Source organism: Methanothermobacter defluvii, assembly GCF_003385755.1.
Taxonomy (GTDB): Archaea; Methanobacteriota; Methanobacteria; order Methanobacteriales; family Methanothermobacteraceae; genus Methanothermobacter; species Methanothermobacter thermautotrophicus.
In genome coordinates this window covers 278,529-294,298 of record NZ_QREL01000002.1, presented here as the reverse complement: position 1 = coordinate 294,298, position 15,770 = coordinate 278,529, and the positions used below count along the sequence as shown (strand labels likewise).

Below are 15,770 nucleotides of genomic sequence, written 5' to 3'. Positions count from 1 at the left end.
CAGATGAAGCACCTTCTATCTGTATGTGACATGGATAACGTGGTGGACCTCCTTGACCTCGCAGATGACTACAAGGAGGGGAGGATCAGGGAAAAGGTCCTCAGGGGTAAAACACTTGCCATGATCTTTGAGAAGTCATCAACAAGGACCAGGGTATCCTTTGAGGTTGGGGCATTCCAGATGGGAGCTCAGCCCCTCTACCTCTCTGCATCGGACCTTCAGCTTGGAAGGGGCGAACCAATAGCTGATACAGCAAGGACACTCAGCAGATACGTTGATGGAATAATGATAAGGGCCATAAGCCACTCCGATGTGGTTGAACTTGCAGGCGAGGCATCTGTCCCGGTCATCAATGGTCTGACAGACCTGGAACATCCATGCCAGGCCCTGGCCGATATGCAGACCATCAGGGAGAAGCTGGGGGGATTCGATGGAAGGCTGGTTTTTGTGGGTGATGGTAACAATGTCTGCCACTCTCTCCTCCTCATAACAGCCACCCTTGGGATGGACATGGATGTTGCCTGCCCCCCCGGCTATGAACCTGACCCCGGCATCAGGGAGATGGCAGGGAAAATAGCAGATGAGACAGGTTCACGGATAAGGGTAATTCATGATCCCTCCGAGGCTGTCAGGGGGGCCGACGTGGTTTACACCGATGTCTGGGTGAGTATGGGATACGAAGACGAGGCTGAGGACCGTTTAGAGGTCTTCAGACCATACCAGGTGAATATGGAGCTCATGGAACTTGCAGCTCCCGAAGCCATATTCATGCACTGCCTGCCGGCTGTGAGGGGCCAGGAGACAACAGCCGAGGTTATTGACGGTCCCCATTCGGTTGTCTGGGATCAGGCAGAAAACAGGCTCCATGCCCAGAAGGCCATAATGCACTGGCTCATGGGAGATATATGAGTTCCACTCAGCAGGTTTATGGGCTTAAAGCTCATTAAAACCTTATCATATTCATTCAGGACCCCAGAATCGTGACACAGGGATGTATGGCAGGATCATATTCCTGGAGTGGCAGTGATGCATGTTTAAAGGAATTTTTCATCCGTCAATTAGTTTTAATAGAAAAACCTTATGATCGTGATCCAGTCCAAAGATTCCAGGCCACTCAAAAAAATTTTAATGAAGGATCCGAAGTGATCCTACATGGTCTCCGGGGCATGGATTCCCAGGAGATTGAGGGCGTTCCTGATGGTTTTTCTAACAGAATCAACAAGTCTAAGGCGTGCACCCTCAAAATCAGATCCTATAACAGGAGTGGACCTGTAGAAACTGTTGAAGGTATTTGCAAGGTCCTGGGCATACTGTGCCACAGGGTGAACCCTCCTTGCAAGTGCAGATTCTTCAACCACCACAGGGAAACGTGCAAGAAGACGGACAAGTTCTCTCTCATCACCTTCGGGTTCCCATCCATCTTCAATATCCTCCTCACCAGTGAATGACGCCTTCTCAAGGAGTTTACATGCCCTTGCATGGGCGTACTGGATGGATGCACAGCCACGCTCAAAGCTGAGGGCATCATCCCACCGGAATACGATGTGCTTCTCGGGTGAGAGCCTTGCTATGTAGTACCTTATGGCACCGTTGCCGATGGACTCTGCAATATCATCTGCAACATCATCGGGAAGATCCCGCCGCTTTTTAACCTCATCAAGGGCCCTGCTGTGGGCTTCATCCATAAGCTCATCCACGGATATGAACACACCCCTCCTGGTTGACATTGAACCCTCAGGGAGTGTTATGAACTCATAGAATATGACCTCGGGTCTTTTACCTCCCAGGAGTTCCACTGCAATTCCCACCTGCTCGGCTGCAAGTTTGTGGTCCGATCCAAGGACATCGATGATAACATCCCCCTCCTCTGACTTCTGGAGGTGGTAGGCTATGTCCCTGGTTGAGTAGAGGGAGGTTCCATCTGACCGTGTGAGCACCAGTTCCTTCTCCAGGCCGAATTCCTCAAGGTCGAGGTATAGGACGTCGTTCTCGCCGGTGTAACCGGTTTTCCTGAGGGATTCTATCACCCTGTCAACGGTACCATCCCTTACGAACTGGCCCTCCCATACGAAGCGGTCGTGGTGAACGTGGAGCCTTTTCATGGTCTCCTCCATTCCGCTGAGGCAGTACTCAACAACCTTTCTGAATAGCTCCTCGTTCTCCCCTGCCTCATACTTCCTTATTAGTTCATCCACCTCGTCTCTGATCCCTGGATTTTCCTGTAGCCTCTGGTTGACCTCGAAGTAGAGTTTACCTACCCTGTGGTCCATCTTATCCCCGGGGTAGTCCTCAAGGTCTCTATCGAGGTTCAGCAGGCCCCAGACTATCATGGCGATCTGTCTCCCCATGTCATTAACATAGTACTGGGTTTCGACGTCGTAGCCAGCCATCCTCAGTATCCTTGCAAGGGAATCCCCTATGATGGCGTTCCTTATATGGCCTATGTGAAGGGGGCCGTTGGGGTTGGCCGAGGTGTGTTCGAGGATCACCCTCTCCTCCCGGGAGGGATGTGAACCGTAGTCATCCTGGATGGACTCCAGTAGTCTGCTGGAGAATCTGCCGTAATCGACGAAAAAGTTGATGTAGGGCCCCTTGGATTCAATGGTCTCAAATATTTCAGGGGTTTCTATCACAGACATTATATCCGCCGTTATTTCAATGGGGGCCCTTCTGAGTTCACCTGCAAGTTCGAAGGATACTGTGGATGCAAGGTCCCCGAGCTGGGGGTTTGGTGGTTCCTCCAGTTTTATTTCCGGGGGTACCTTTATTCCGAGCTTTTCAAGTGCCGCTGTTATTGAATCCCTAGCCTCTTTTTCAATGTACCTGAACATCTCTTCACCTGCCTTATTCAGAGTCCCTTAAGCCAGAGTGTTATGTATCCAACCCTGGGTATCATGAGGGGCTGTGAACCCACCGTCAGCACCCTCGCCTCAACCTGTGATGGATAGACAGGGGCCGGGTCCGGGTCCTGGTTGTTATCACCCTTTGTGATATAATATCTGGCCCCGTTTCTGTCAGTCTCAACGCCTATGACCCGGTGTATCACTGGTTCAGGGAACCAGGTGGCGTCATAGATGATTATGTCACCCTTTCTGATGCTTTCAGGGTCCATCTCCTGGACCCCGAAGAAGCTGGTCTTCTCGATTATGACGATGTCTCCACGGTAGAAGACGGGTTCCATGCTCCCTGATACAACCACGTTCATGTGCTGGGAGGCAACCACTGCCAGCACAAGTAGAAGGAGGTACGCGGCTGCCTCAATTACTTCGCGTCTGTCGTTCATATGGACACCTATCTGAGTACTGCACCTGTATCTGCGGACCCTGCCAGTTTACGGTAACGTGCAAGCCATCCCTTAACACTGCGGCGGGGTTTAACTGCACTCTGGAGTCTCTCCTCAATTTCCCGGGGACTAAGGTCAACCTCAAGTTTTCTTGAGGGTATATCTATTCTGATGATGTCCCCATCATTCACCGCGGCAAGGGGACCGTCCTCCATGGCTTCAGGCGATACATGGCCAACACAGGGGCCCCTTGTACCACCTGAAAACCTTCCATCGGTTATAAGGGCAACCCTTTCAAGGCCCATGCCTGCAATCGCAGATGTCGGGTTGAGCATCTCCCTCATGCCGGGTCCTCCCTTGGGCCCCTCGTAGCGTATGACGATCACATCACCCTCATCTATCCTGCCACCGAATATGGCCTCCACGCATTCATCTTCACTGTTAAAGACCTTCGCGGGACCCTCATGAACCATCATGTCCTCTGCAACGGCTCCCTGTTTCACGACCGATCCCCTGGGCGCCAGGTTACCCCTGAGTATTGCAAGACCGCCCTCACTGTGGACTGGACTGTCAAGGGGCCTTATGACGTCCCTGTCTCCAACCTCCACATTCTCAATGTTCTCCTGGACTGTTCTTCCTGTGCATGTTACACATTCCCTGTTTATATGGTCCTCCAGGGTTTTTAAGACGGCCGGTATCCCGCCTGCCAGGTCAAGGTCCAGCATCATGTGTTCACCTGCCGGGGAGATTGATGCTATGTGGGGTATTACCCTGCTCAGCTCATCAAAGAGGTCCAGGTTGATGTTGAGTCCATCGATCTCAGCTGCGATGGCCGGGATGTGGAGTGTGGTGTTTGTTGAACCCCCCAGGGCGAGGTCAACCATAACCGCATTCTCAAAGGCCTCCTGACTCATTATCATGGTTGGCTTCAGATTTTCCTGCACCATTTCGACTATCCTCTTACCTGAAAGCCTTGCGATCTGCCTCTTACGTGAACTTACGGCGTGGGCGGTTGCACAGCCAGGAAGGCTCATGCCCAGGGCCTCTGTCAGGCATGCCATGGTGTTGGCTGTGAATAGACCCGCACAGGATCCTGGCCCCGGGCAGGCGCATCTTTCGAGTTCTTCCAGTTCATCCTCTGACATCTCACCTGCGCTGACTGCTCCAACACCCTCATAAACGTTTATGAGGTCCACCTTCCTTCCCTTAAATTCTCCAGGGAGCATTGGCCCGCCGGTCACGACTATGGCCGGTATGTCAAGTCTGGCCGCTGCCATGAGCATCCCCGGGACTATCTTGTCACAGGTTGGAAGCAGCACCAGGCCGTCAAGGGCATGGGCCATGGCCATGCTCTCCACGGTGTCTGCAACTATCTCCCTTGAGGCCAGGGAGTACTTCATCCCGTCGTGGTTCATGGCTATTCCATCACATATCGCCATGGTGTTGAATTCAAATGCGACACCCCCCGCCGCATTCACACCCTCCTTAACAGCCTCTGCAAGTTCCCTCAGGTGGATGTGCCCGGGGACTATGTCAGTGTAACTGTTGGCTATACCTATGAATGGTTTCTCGAAGTCATCATCTGTCAGGCCGCAGGCCCTCAGGAGGGATCGGTGGGGTGCCCTCTGGATTCCCCTCTTTATTGTATCACTCTTCATGGAATCACCATTATTATCATCAACCCGATTATTATTAAATATTGGGGGATAATTAATATTAAAGTTACTGCCATATATTATAACATGGACTTCCCGGTAATTAAGTTTTTGATAGCCCTTGCAATAGGTGCGCTGGTGGGTATTGAGAGGGAGCGGCGGATCAAGAGGACAGAATTTGCAGGTATAAGGACTTTCATGCTCATATCACTTGTAGGGGCACTGTCAGCATATCTTTCAGGGAAGTTTTTCCTGGCGTTCCCTGTGGCATTCCTTGGGATCATCCTCCTCATAGTCGTAAGTTACACGGCAAGCACCAGGGAGGGCGGTGATATCGGGGTAACCGGGGAGGTGGCTGCCCTTGTCACATTTCTCCTGGGGGCCATGTGTGTTGCATATGACTACCGGCTGGCGGTGATGCTCTCAATCATAGTAACGGCCATTCTGGCCCTGAAGAGGTACATACACGTTGCAGTGAGGAGGATAAGTGAGAGGGAGATGATAGACACCATAAAGTTCCTGATAATAGCCTTCGTAATCCTCCCCCTCCTTCCTGACACCGCAACTGGCCCCTGGGGTGTCTTCAATCCCTACCAGGTCTGGCTCATGGTGGTTTTCATATCTGCAATAAGTTATGCTGGATACATAGCCATGAAAATAGCCGGACCCGAAAGGGGCCTTGGGGCTACAGGGATCATAGGGGGCCTGGTTTCAAGCACTGCAGTTGTAACTGCAATGGCAGGGAGGGTGAGGGATTCGGAGGACCTTATGGGACCAGCGGTATTCGCGGCGGTCATTTCAAGTTCCATGATGTTCTTCAGGATACTGCTGGAGGTCTCAGTTGTTAACTCCTCACTTGTGGGTTATGTGGCCCCTCCCATGCTTGCAATGGGTGTTCTGGGTGTTATGCTTGCAGCCATGTTCATGAGGTCATCATCAGGGATCGATTCAGACATCAAGATTGAAAATCCCTTCTCTGTCAAACCGGCCCTAATATTCGGGGCCCTATTCCTTGCAATACTCTTCATATCAAAGGCTGCCAGTGTCTATCTTGGCCGTGGGGGTGTACTTGTGGCCAGTGTGATCTCAGGTGTTGCTGATGTTGATGCAATAACTGTGAGCATGTCAATCCTTGCAGCAGGGGGCTCCATCTCACAATCAACTGCTGCAGCCGCCATAACACTGGCGGGGGTCTCAAACACCCTGATAAAGGGGGGAATAGCCCTTGTTCTTGGAACAAAAAAATTCGGGAAAAGGGTGGGGACCCTTTTCGTTGCAATCATAACAGCCGGGTTACTGGCTGTTCTCTTAACATAGATCAGGAGACTGGTTGTTGCTGTTTTATTGACCTGGATCAGGACCTTATCATGGTGAGGAGCATCTTGAAGGGTTTCACAGCCATCACGGCGTGGGGCTTTTCTGCAGGCATGATTATCATCTCACCTGCAACCAGGCGGTGCTTCTCTCCGCTTATGGTGACTTCGGCCTCACCATCAATGACCTGTACCATGGCATCGAAGGGGGCGGTGTGCTCACTGAGGCCCTGACCCCTGTCAAAGGCAAAGAGGGTAACTGTACCTGTCTCTTTGCGGATTATCTCCCTGCTGACCACCGAGTCGTCCTGGTAATCGATGAGGTCGCTGATCTTCATCACCTTTCCTGTGAGATCCAGTTAAATCACCCCAGTATCTTCCTGATATCCTCTTCAGGGTCACCTATTGGTGTGAGGTCATAGTTATCAACCAGGAACTTCACTATGTCCTCGTTGGCCCAGCCAGGCAGGATTGGACCGATGTACATGCCCCTGAGGTCCAGTGATAGGAGGCTCCAGAGTATGGCGGCTGCCTTCTGTTCCATCCAGCTGAGGATTATGCTGAGTGGCAGCTCATTTATATCCATCTGGAAGAGGTTGCTGAGGGCCTCAACGAGTTCAACTGCCACTATGGCATCGTTGCACTGCCCGAGGTCTATGAGCCTCGGGACCCCCTCGATGTCACCCAGGTCCATGGAGTTGAACCGGTACTTTCCGCAGGCCAGTGTAAGGACAACGGTGTCCTCTGGCAGTTTTCTCACGAACTCGGTGTAGTATTTTGCCCCGGGGAGAGGGGAGTCACAGCCACCCACAAGGAAGAATCTCCTTATCTTACCATCCTCAACCAGCTCCCTGATCTTATCTGCCAGTGAGAGTATGGTTGATAACCCGAATCCTGTTGTTAGGGTCGTGGCATCCTCTTCACTGAGTGGGGGTAGTTCAAGGGCCTTATCTATGAGGGGACTGAAGTCATAACCCTCCAGGTGTTCAACTCCGGGCAGGGCTGCAACACCACAGGTGAACATGCGATCCCTGTAATCGTCGCGGGGAAGCAGGACACAGTTAGATGTTCCAAGTATGGCCGCAGTGTAGCGTGAGAAGGTGTCCTTCTGGTCGAACCATGGGCCTCCAAGCTGGCCGGCAAGATGGGGGTACTTCCTGAGTCCAGGGTAGCCATGGGCTGGCAGGAGCTCTGAATGGGTGTAGATGTTTATGCCGGTACCCTCGGTCTGCTTCAGAAGCTCCTCGAGGGCCCTGAGGCTATGGCCGGTTGCGATTATGGCGGGACCTTCAAGGGCCCCCACCCTCACCTCGGTGGGCTCGGGTTCCCCGTAGGTGTCAATGTGGGCCTTCTTCAGGAGCTTCATGGTCCTGATGTTCATCTCACCTGCTTCAAGGGCAAGGTCTATGAATTCCCCGGCATCGAAGTTAACGTTTGTGAGGGTTGAATAGAATCCCCTCTCAAGGAAGGCGTCCACCTCCTCATCAGTGTATCCGAGTTCCCTGGCATGGTAGAGATAGGCTGAAATTCCCTTTATTGCGAATAGAAGGTTGTCCTGGAGTCTGGCAACTGTTGGTTCCTTTCCACAGACTCCCCTGATTGTGCAGGCCCTTCCACGGACGGTCTGGGAGCACTGATAACAGAACATGTCTATATCCTCAGGTCGCACGCGTTTTATTTCACCCCTGAGGGGTTCAAACTGGTCCTTGCCCACGTTGCACACAGGGCAGAGCCAGTCATCCGGAAGTTCCTCAAAGGGTGTCCCGGGTTCTATACCTGAGCGGGGGTCACCCACGTCCGGATCATATATGTAGTCACATACCTTGCAGCGGTACTTCATTTTCAATCACCATATTAAAAACTGGCAGTAAATTATATATAATTTTTGTCACTATTTCAGTATAAAATGTAACAGATAGGTGTGGATGGGGAGGCGACGGAATTCACGGATATAACGAGTGAGGTGTGTTTATGGATAGAGGTGTTAATGAAGCCCTGAAGATCATGGATCTGACAGATTATCAGGCCTCAGCCTACACTGCAATGGTCTCGCTAGTATCTGCCAGGGCAGTGGAGGTTGCCGAGGTCTCGGGCATTCCAAGATCAAGGGTCTATGAGGTCCTGAGGCAGCTCTCAGACAGGGGCTTCGTGGAGGTTGAGAGGGGTAAACCCATGAGGTACCATGTGGTGCCACCCTCAGAGGTGTTCAGGAGGGAGAAGGGTAGGATCATCAAAAAACTTGATGAGGCCATGTCCAGGCTTACCGAAATCTATGAGGACAGGGTTGCCAGGGTACCGACACCTGTATGGCTCATCCATGGACAGGAGAAGATTGTGAAGAAGGAACTGGAGATAATATCCCGTTCAAGGAAGGAACTCAAGATGAGGATGGGCTTCATATTCAGGGATGAAATAAAAGCACTCCGCCCGGCCCTTGATAGAATAACCGATCGTGGAGTTGAGGTGAGGATCATGGCCAGGGACTTAATTGATGTACCCGGTGAGGTTGAGGTGAGGAAAATACCCCCTGTAAGGATGCTTGTCCGGGATTCACAGGAGATGATGTGGATATTCTCACGCTTCACACCCGATGGTGCACCCATCCCTGAAACCGCCATCGGGATATGGAACCAGTACCCTGAGATCGCAGAGAACTATGCCCGGATATTCGACACGGTATGGAAGGGGGATGCCGGGAGGTCACCTTAAGATCCTTTCAATCGCAGAGACAGGACATTTCCATTTCAATCAGCACGGAATGTACCTCATTAAAGAGGTCCAGGAGATCCCTTAAGGGTCATCATCTGAACATTACTATGGGTTTAAAGATCCACCGGAGCAATATTTAAAAACCCTCACCTTAAAAACAATAACATTAGTTATTCTTACCAAGGTGATGGCATGAGGATACTGTTAATTCACTCTGATTACTTGAAATACGAGACAAAGAATAAAACAGGGATAGCAGAGGAAATCCCTGAAGATAAGATGCAGGGAGATTTCAGGGAGTCCCTGGTGGTTTTCACAGCAGTGGAGGCCGAAGATGAGGATAACCCTGAATCAGTAATCGAAAACGCGGTTAATGAAATAATAAAGGTTTTCAATGACGTTAAGGCAGAGAACGTCGTGATATACCCTTACGCACACCTCAGCTCCTCGCTCAGCTCCCCCAAAACAGCGGTGGAGGTCCTTGAGGGAATGGAATCAGCCCTGCGCAGCGAGGGTGTTGATGTCTCAAGGGTTCCTTTCGGGTGGTACAAGGCCTTCAAGATATCCTGCAAGGGTCACCCACTATCAGAGCTATCAAGGAGCATAAGGCCACAGCCCCCAAAGGTGGAGGAGGAGAGCGAGGAATCCGAGTGGTTCATACTCCACAGGGGAGAGACGGTTAAACCCGGAGACTTCGAGTTCAAAAACAGGGATCTTGAGAACCTGGTGAAATATGAGCTTGGGGAACTTGAATCCTCTGGTGAAGAACCACCACACGTTAGACTCATGAGGGAGAAGGGACTTGCAGACTATGAGCCATCAGCAGACGTTGGACACCTCCGGTGGTACCCCAGGGGAAGGCTGATAAGGGATCTTCTTGCAGACTACGTCTACATGCTTGTCACCAGTGAGGGGGCAATGCCAGTTGAGACACCCATAATGTATGACCTCGAGGATGAGGCAATCAGGGTACATGCAGAGAAGTTCGGTGAAAGACAGTACAGGATGAAGAACAGGAAGGAGCTCATGCTGAGATACGCCTGCTGTTTCGGAGCCTTCAGGATCCTTTCAGACTCCTTCCTGACCTGGAAGAACCTGCCTGCATCCATATATGAACTCTCGACCTACAGCTTCCGGCTTGAAAAGAAGGGCGAGGTGGTTGGTCTTAAGAGGCTCAGGGGCTTTACAATGCCGGATCTCCACACGGTATGTGCTGACCTTGATCAGTCCCTTGAGGAATTCGCCAGGCAGGTCGAGATGTGCATGAGGACCGGCCAGGACCTCCAGGTGAACTATGAGGTCATATTCAGGGCCACGGCTGACTTCTATGAGGAGTACAGGGAATGGGTACATGAAGTAGCGGATAAAATCGGAAAACCAGTGCTCCTGGAGATACTCCCATCAAGGAAGCACTACTGGATTGCCAAGATGGACTTCGCAGCCATAGACTACCTTGGAAGACCGATAGAGAATCCAACAGTTCAGATTGACGTTGAAAGCGGTGAGAGATTCGGGATAACCTATGTTAACAGTGATGAGGAGGAGGTAAACCCAATAATCCTCCACTGCAGTCCAACAGGCAGCATTGAGAGGGTCATATGCAGCCTTCTTGAGAAGACGGCCATTGAAATGGATGAAAAACCACCTATGCTGCCCTTGTGGCTCTCACCCACCCAGGTACGTGTGCTTCCAATTGCAGAGCGCCACATGGAATATGCCAGTGACCTGGTATCAGAACTTATCGCAGCTGACATAAGGGCTGACCTGGATGACCGATCAGAGACCCTCGGAAAGAAGATAAGGAATGCGGCCCAGGACTGGGTCCCCTACGTTGTTGTTATAGGTGACAGTGAAATGGAGGGCAAACTCACGGTCAATGTGAGGGAAACAGGTGAAAAGCTTCAGATGGGCCTGGATGAACTCATAGAACGTATCAGAGCTGAAACAGATGGCATGCCCTTCAGAAGACTGCCGCTACCGGTTAAACTATCCGAGAGGATAAACTTCTAATAATTTTTTAATCTGATAACTTATAACTTATCACATATACTTTATAAGTTATAAATTATAACTTAGATCCATCAGGTGATGAGATGGGAGAGGTAATTTCAATCATAAACCAGAAGGGTGGCTGTGGAAAGACAACAACAGCCGTTAATCTGTCAGCAGCACTTTCCCTCCTTGACAGGAGGGTTCTTGTAATCGACATGGACCCCCAGGGCAATGCAACCACTGGGTTCGGGATAAACAAGTCAGAACTGGAGTCAACAATATACACGGTCCTGAGCCGAAAGGCAGCACTGTCCTCTGTGATAATGCCTGCAGAGCTCCAGGACCTCTACATAGCACCCAGCAACATCTCCCTCAGCGGTGCCGAGATAGAGCTCAGCAGTGAGATAGGATACCATGCCATCCTCCAGGAGTCACTGGGGGATGTGAGGAATGACTTTGACTACATATTCATAGACGCCCCACCATCCCTGGGCATACTCACACTCAACGCCCTCGTGGCCTCTGACAGTGTCATAATACCCATACAGGCAGAGTACTATGCCCTTGAGGGCATGGCAGACCTCCTGAAGACAATGAACCTGGTGGAAGAACGACTCCAGAGTCCCTGTCCAATAAAGGGGATACTTCTGACCCTCTACGATTCAAGGACACGACTTGCAAGGGACGTACAGAGGGAGGTTGAGATGTTTTTCGGTGAAAGGGAGAACATCTTCAGGACAAGGATACCCAGGAACGTTCGTCTTGCAGAGGCCCCCAGCCACGGTAAGCCCTGCATAACCTATGACCCCGAAAGTACAGGTACAGAGGCCTACATGAAACTTGCAGCTGAAATACTTGAGATGGAGGGATAGGATGACACAGAAGAAGGGCCTTGGAATGGGACTGGATGCACTGATCCAGTCAAGGACAAGGAAGGAACCTGAAAAAGATACAGGAAGGGATGATGATGCACGCATCCAGGAGGTCATACGGGAAGTTAAGAAGAATCCCAGGGTTACCCTTTGGTCTGCAAGATCAGCAGCTGTTTTAAGGTACCTTAAAAAGACGCAGCCAGAATTCAGCATAAGCAGGGAGGCATCTGCCCTTATAGAGCAGGCGGTGAGGAATAAGTACCCGGATATATGGGAGCTGTTTTCTGAACTTTAGGCGCCCGTGGATCGCCCATGGCTGCTTCACTCCCTTCTATCTTTACCCCATTCAGCCAGTGTGGACTGGAAGCCATCAAGGTATATGAATGGTTCCGCCCTATTCATCCTCACACCCATCTTCCTGAGCCTTTCAGGTGTGAGGCGTGTCCTGCTGCGCATTTCAATTATTCTCCTGGCAGACCTGGGACCGATCCCGGGGACCCTTATGATTTCATGGTAGGGTGCGCTCTCAAGGTCAACCGGAAAGATATCCATATCCATTGCAGCAGCATATTTCGGGTCAAGGTCCGTGTCAAGGTAGCCCCCACTGAACCTGAGTTCGTCTGGACTGAAACCATAGGAACTGAGGAGGGAATCTGCCTGATAAAGCCTGAGAACCCTCATAGGATCAGCTTCATCCCTGGATTCGAGGGGAGTGCCCTCCATGGGCTGGAAGCCGCTGAAGTAAACCCTTTTAATTGAGAAACGGTCATGGATCCACCCGACTCTTTTCACTATATCCTCATCTGTTTCATCAACGGCCCCAACCATGAGCTGTGTGCTCTGACCTGAGGGTGCAAGTTCGGGGTGCCTTTTCCGTAACCTGTGTATCCACCTCATTCTCCGGAGTATATCAACACCGTAATCCTTGGTTGATGAAAGCTCATCCAGGCCGTCGGGGGTGGCTGTTTCGATGTTGATGCTCACACGGCTTGCAAGCTCCATGGCCCTCTTTATGCTATCCATGGAGGATCCCGGTATGATCTTGAGGTGTATGTAACCACCATAGCCTTCCAGACGGAGGATCCTGAGGGTTTCTATGAGACGCTCCATGGTTTCATCCGGGTCATGGCTGACACCGGAACTTAGGAAGAGACCGTCAACATATCTCCTCTCATAGTAGTCAAGGAATACCCTTGCAATTTCCTCAGGGCTGAGCTCCACCGGCATCTCGCATGAGCTGTTTATACAGTACCTGCAGTCATTGCAGCACCTGTTGGTGAGGAGCACCTTGAAGAGGGGGACCCTGCAGCCCCTGTAACTGGTGTAGTAGATGCCAGGGACAGCTGTATTCCGCTGTGATGGGTCAGCACTGTAATCACACAGGTCAAACTGGGCGCTGTCACTTAGTACCTGGACCCTTTCACCGAGACTCATGGAGGTATATATGTGGAGGCTTCTATTAATTATTTTACCAGTACATGGACTGCCAGATTTTACCATTAGATTGGACTGCCAGATGACCAGAAATTAACCATTAAATGAGTTTTAATGACAGTTGGATGTATGAACATTTTAACGGCTATTTCACGATTTAAACCACCGGATCAGGCACGAAATTCGAATCAGGCCTCTAAATGATCCAGATGGATTTTGCAGCCTCTTTCAGTATAATCCATTGGACCATCGCAACCAGAAAGGGGCTTAAAATGACTTATTTTTCGAAAAAGACGATTTAGATTGTCAAAGAGGTTTAAAGGGGAAATAAAAATGACACATCCATTATCAGCATATTTGAAAAGGGATTAAAAGGTTTTAATTGAAAAAAAGAGTTTTATGCGGGCTTATTTTTTGATTTGGAGGCAAAATATTTATATATGGCTTCGCAGTTATATTCCTACCATCCAGAGGGAATGATAAGCGTATTTCTAGATTGGAGGCGGTACAATTAAGCGATTTTTTATTACATCCCTGTTCCTCCTTTCCATGGTAGCAGCAGTTGTGGCTGCTTCCCATGATGCGGAGGATGGAAGAACTTTGTAACTGTGAAGCCGGTTAAGGTTGCTGCAGCAAAGCACACCTACAAGAAAAAGAGGGTTCATACAAAGGCCTACTACCGGAAGAAGGTCTACAAGAGGAAACACGTCAGGGTCTACAGACGCACATCCCGTGATGTGGGAGCATCTTACCACAGGGTAACTTCACAGTACGTTGAATCGGTGGGTAGATGTTCATGCTCACTCCACACAGACTACGCTGAACACAGGGCTGCCTTCAGGAACCACTGCCCCTTCTGTGGCAGGGACGGTACACTGAGGTATGAGAAGGGTCCCACCTGTCCAGAGGGTATGTGGGTATGCAGTCACTGTGACGCGGATTTCTGTCTTGTATATGGAAAGTCCCACACAGCAAGAGCAAGTACCTTATCAGGTGCTGATGCAGTCTCTAAACTCCATCATCTTCTGTCGGCCGCAGGGTATCTTACGGGGCTGATGCATTCCATCAGCTCCGGTCATTTTTCTCTGTTTGTTACAAATAATTTAAATAAATTGAGCGCTGACCATCATACATGAGAGTTGTACTTGCAGGGACAGGGAGTGCGGTTGGTAAGACCACAATAGCAACAGGGATAATGAAGGCGCTCTCAGGTAGAGGCGTGCAGCCCTTCAAGGTTGGCCCAGACTACATAGACCCATCCTATCATACCATGGCCACCGGCAACACCTCAAGGAACCTTGACTCATTCTTCATGACAGAGGCCCAGATAAGGGAGGCATTCACAAGGGCCATGAAATTATCAGGATCCAGGATGGGCATAATAGAGGGTGTAAGGGGATTATATGAGGGTATAAGCCCGATAGGAGATACAGGAAGTACGGCATCAGTTGCAAAGGCACTCGATGCTCCGGTTGTCCTTATAATAAACTCAAGGAGCCTTGTTAAGAGCGCTGCAGCAATGGTCCTAGGATTCAGAAGCCTCGACAGGGAGGTTAAAATAGAGGGCGTCATACTGAACCAGGTCAAGAACAGGAGGCACTACCTCAAGACCAGAAGGGCCGTGGAGGAACTGACCGGCACAGCGGTTATTGGGGGCATACCCCGCAGCAGTGAACTCGAGGTTGAACAGAGACACCTCGGCCTTGTCCCTGCAGTTGAGAGGGATACCATAGCAGCCCAAATCGAGAAGTGGGGCCTTGCAATGGAGGAGTACATTGACCTGGAGGCCCTTCAGGATATAATGTCCTCCGCAGGGAAGATAAGGGGTGAAAGGCAACCTCTCTGGCAGAGGGGAAACAGAAAGAGGGTTAGGATAGGTGTTGCCATCGACGAGGCCTTTAACTTCTACTACCAGGAGAACATTGAGGCCCTTGAGGACAACGCAGCATCTGTGGTTCCCTTCAGCCCCATACACGACGAGGAGCTTCCAGATGTTGACGCCGTCTACATCGGTGGGGGATACCCCGAGATCTTTGCAGCGGAACTTGAATCCAACACCTCAATGAGGAAGTCCATCCAGAGGTTCCATGCAGATGGGAGACCTATCTTCGGGGAATGCGGGGGCCTCATGTACCTCATGAGTTCAATCGATGAACGTGAAATGTGCGGTGTTTTCCCACACCCCGCTGAAATGACAGGACGCGTCCAGGGATTGAGTTACGTGATAGCCGAGGCAGTGATGGATAACCTGATCACAGAGGCCGGTGATAAATTCAGGGGACATGAGTTCCACTACTCAAGGGTCCTGGGGGCTTCAGGCGGAAAATTCGCCTTCAGGGTCCTCCGGGGGAGGGGGATAGTGGATTCCCTTGATGGTATCACATCAGGCTCATCCCTTGCAAGCTACATCCACATACATGCCGCATCCTGCCCACAGTTTGCTGCAAATTTCACAAGGAATGCCTGGGAGTTTTAGCATGGAGGGATTTCTGCTGATCCAGAAGGGGGGGCC

At 50.8% G+C, this 15,770-nt stretch carries 14 protein-coding genes; 8 read left to right on the top strand and 6 right to left on the bottom strand.

Annotated features, from left to right (window positions below; translation table 11 throughout):
- Nucleotides 1-3: 3 nt before the first annotated feature.
- Nucleotides 4-909 (top strand): ornithine carbamoyltransferase, encoded by a 906-nt coding sequence (argF, locus tag C7452_RS07250; RefSeq protein WP_115892692.1) that lies wholly within the window; start codon nt 4-6, stop codon nt 907-909.
- A 239-nt stretch (nt 910-1,148) separates the two neighbouring features.
- On the opposite strand, the gene argS is transcribed toward argF, so the two are convergent.
- Genes argS through ilvD form a run of 3 tightly spaced genes read right to left on the bottom strand, consistent with a single transcriptional unit; the run spans nt 1,149 to nt 4,941 of the window.
- Complete coding sequence (argS, locus tag C7452_RS07245) at nt 1,149-2,831, bottom strand: arginine--tRNA ligase (RefSeq protein ID WP_115892691.1); 1,683 nt, start codon at nt 2,829-2,831, stop codon at nt 1,149-1,151.
- A 17-nt stretch (nt 2,832-2,848) separates the two neighbouring features.
- Nucleotides 2,849-3,283, bottom strand: coding sequence for a signal peptidase I (locus C7452_RS07240; RefSeq protein ID WP_010877058.1), 435 nt, complete (start codon nt 3,281-3,283; stop codon nt 2,849-2,851).
- An 8-nt stretch (nt 3,284-3,291) separates the two neighbouring features.
- Nucleotides 3,292-4,941, bottom strand: coding sequence for a dihydroxy-acid dehydratase (gene ilvD, locus C7452_RS07235; RefSeq protein WP_115892690.1), 1,650 nt, complete (start codon nt 4,939-4,941; stop codon nt 3,292-3,294).
- Between the two features lie 84 nt (nt 4,942-5,025).
- Between ilvD and C7452_RS07230 the strand changes: the two genes are divergently transcribed.
- A complete protein-coding gene (locus C7452_RS07230) occupies nt 5,026-6,255 on the top strand; it encodes an MgtC/SapB family protein (protein ID WP_048175991.1) in 1,230 nt (409 codons plus the stop codon).
- Nucleotides 6,256-6,292: 37 nt separating this feature from the next.
- Here the strand turns inward: C7452_RS07230 and C7452_RS07225 are convergent, their stop codons facing one another.
- Nucleotides 6,293-6,589 (bottom strand): cupin domain-containing protein, encoded by a 297-nt coding sequence (locus tag C7452_RS07225; protein ID WP_115892688.1) that lies wholly within the window; start codon nt 6,587-6,589, stop codon nt 6,293-6,295.
- Nucleotides 6,590-6,615: 26 nt separating this feature from the next.
- Nucleotides 6,616-8,091 carry a hydroxylamine reductase gene (hcp, locus tag C7452_RS07220; RefSeq protein WP_115892687.1) on the bottom strand — a complete coding sequence of 492 codons (1,476 nt, stop codon included), beginning with the start codon at nt 8,089-8,091 and terminating at the stop codon, nt 6,616-6,618.
- 131 nt (nt 8,092-8,222) lie between these two features.
- On the opposite strand from hcp, the gene C7452_RS07215 reads away from it, so the two are divergent.
- The 4 genes from C7452_RS07215 to C7452_RS07200 all read left to right on the top strand — a co-directional run bounded on the left by C7452_RS07215 (nt 8,223) and on the right by C7452_RS07200 (nt 12,119).
- Nucleotides 8,223-8,960, top strand: coding sequence for a TrmB family transcriptional regulator (locus C7452_RS07215; protein WP_170130325.1), 738 nt, complete (start codon nt 8,223-8,225; stop codon nt 8,958-8,960).
- A gap of 192 nt (nt 8,961-9,152) precedes the next feature.
- A complete protein-coding gene (locus tag C7452_RS07210; RefSeq protein ID WP_115892685.1) occupies nt 9,153-10,970 on the top strand; it encodes a threonine--tRNA ligase in 1,818 nt (605 codons plus the stop codon).
- Between the two features lie 83 nt (nt 10,971-11,053).
- The gene (locus tag C7452_RS07205) at nt 11,054-11,824 is read left to right on the top strand and encodes a ParA family protein (protein WP_115892684.1); all 771 of its coding nucleotides are present in this window, start codon (nt 11,054-11,056) and stop codon (nt 11,822-11,824) included.
- Between the two features lies 1 nt (nt 11,825).
- A complete protein-coding gene (locus tag C7452_RS07200; RefSeq protein WP_115892683.1) occupies nt 11,826-12,119 on the top strand; it encodes a hypothetical protein in 294 nt (97 codons plus the stop codon).
- 26 nt (nt 12,120-12,145) lie between these two features.
- Here the strand turns inward: C7452_RS07200 and C7452_RS07195 are convergent, their stop codons facing one another.
- The gene (locus tag C7452_RS07195; protein ID WP_115892682.1) at nt 12,146-13,258 is read right to left on the bottom strand and encodes a radical SAM protein; all 1,113 of its coding nucleotides are present in this window, start codon (nt 13,256-13,258) and stop codon (nt 12,146-12,148) included.
- A 608-nt stretch (nt 13,259-13,866) separates the two neighbouring features.
- Between C7452_RS07195 and C7452_RS07190 the strand changes: the two genes are divergently transcribed.
- Nucleotides 13,867-14,394, top strand: a complete 528-nt coding sequence (locus C7452_RS07190) for a hypothetical protein (RefSeq protein ID WP_211305662.1) — start codon at nt 13,867-13,869, stop codon at nt 14,392-14,394.
- A complete protein-coding gene (gene cfbB, locus C7452_RS07185; protein WP_048175996.1) occupies nt 14,391-15,734 on the top strand; it encodes a Ni-sirohydrochlorin a,c-diamide synthase in 1,344 nt (447 codons plus the stop codon). The genes C7452_RS07190 and cfbB overlap by 4 nt, the downstream gene beginning before the upstream one ends.
- The last annotated feature ends 36 nt before the right edge of the window (nt 15,735-15,770 follow it).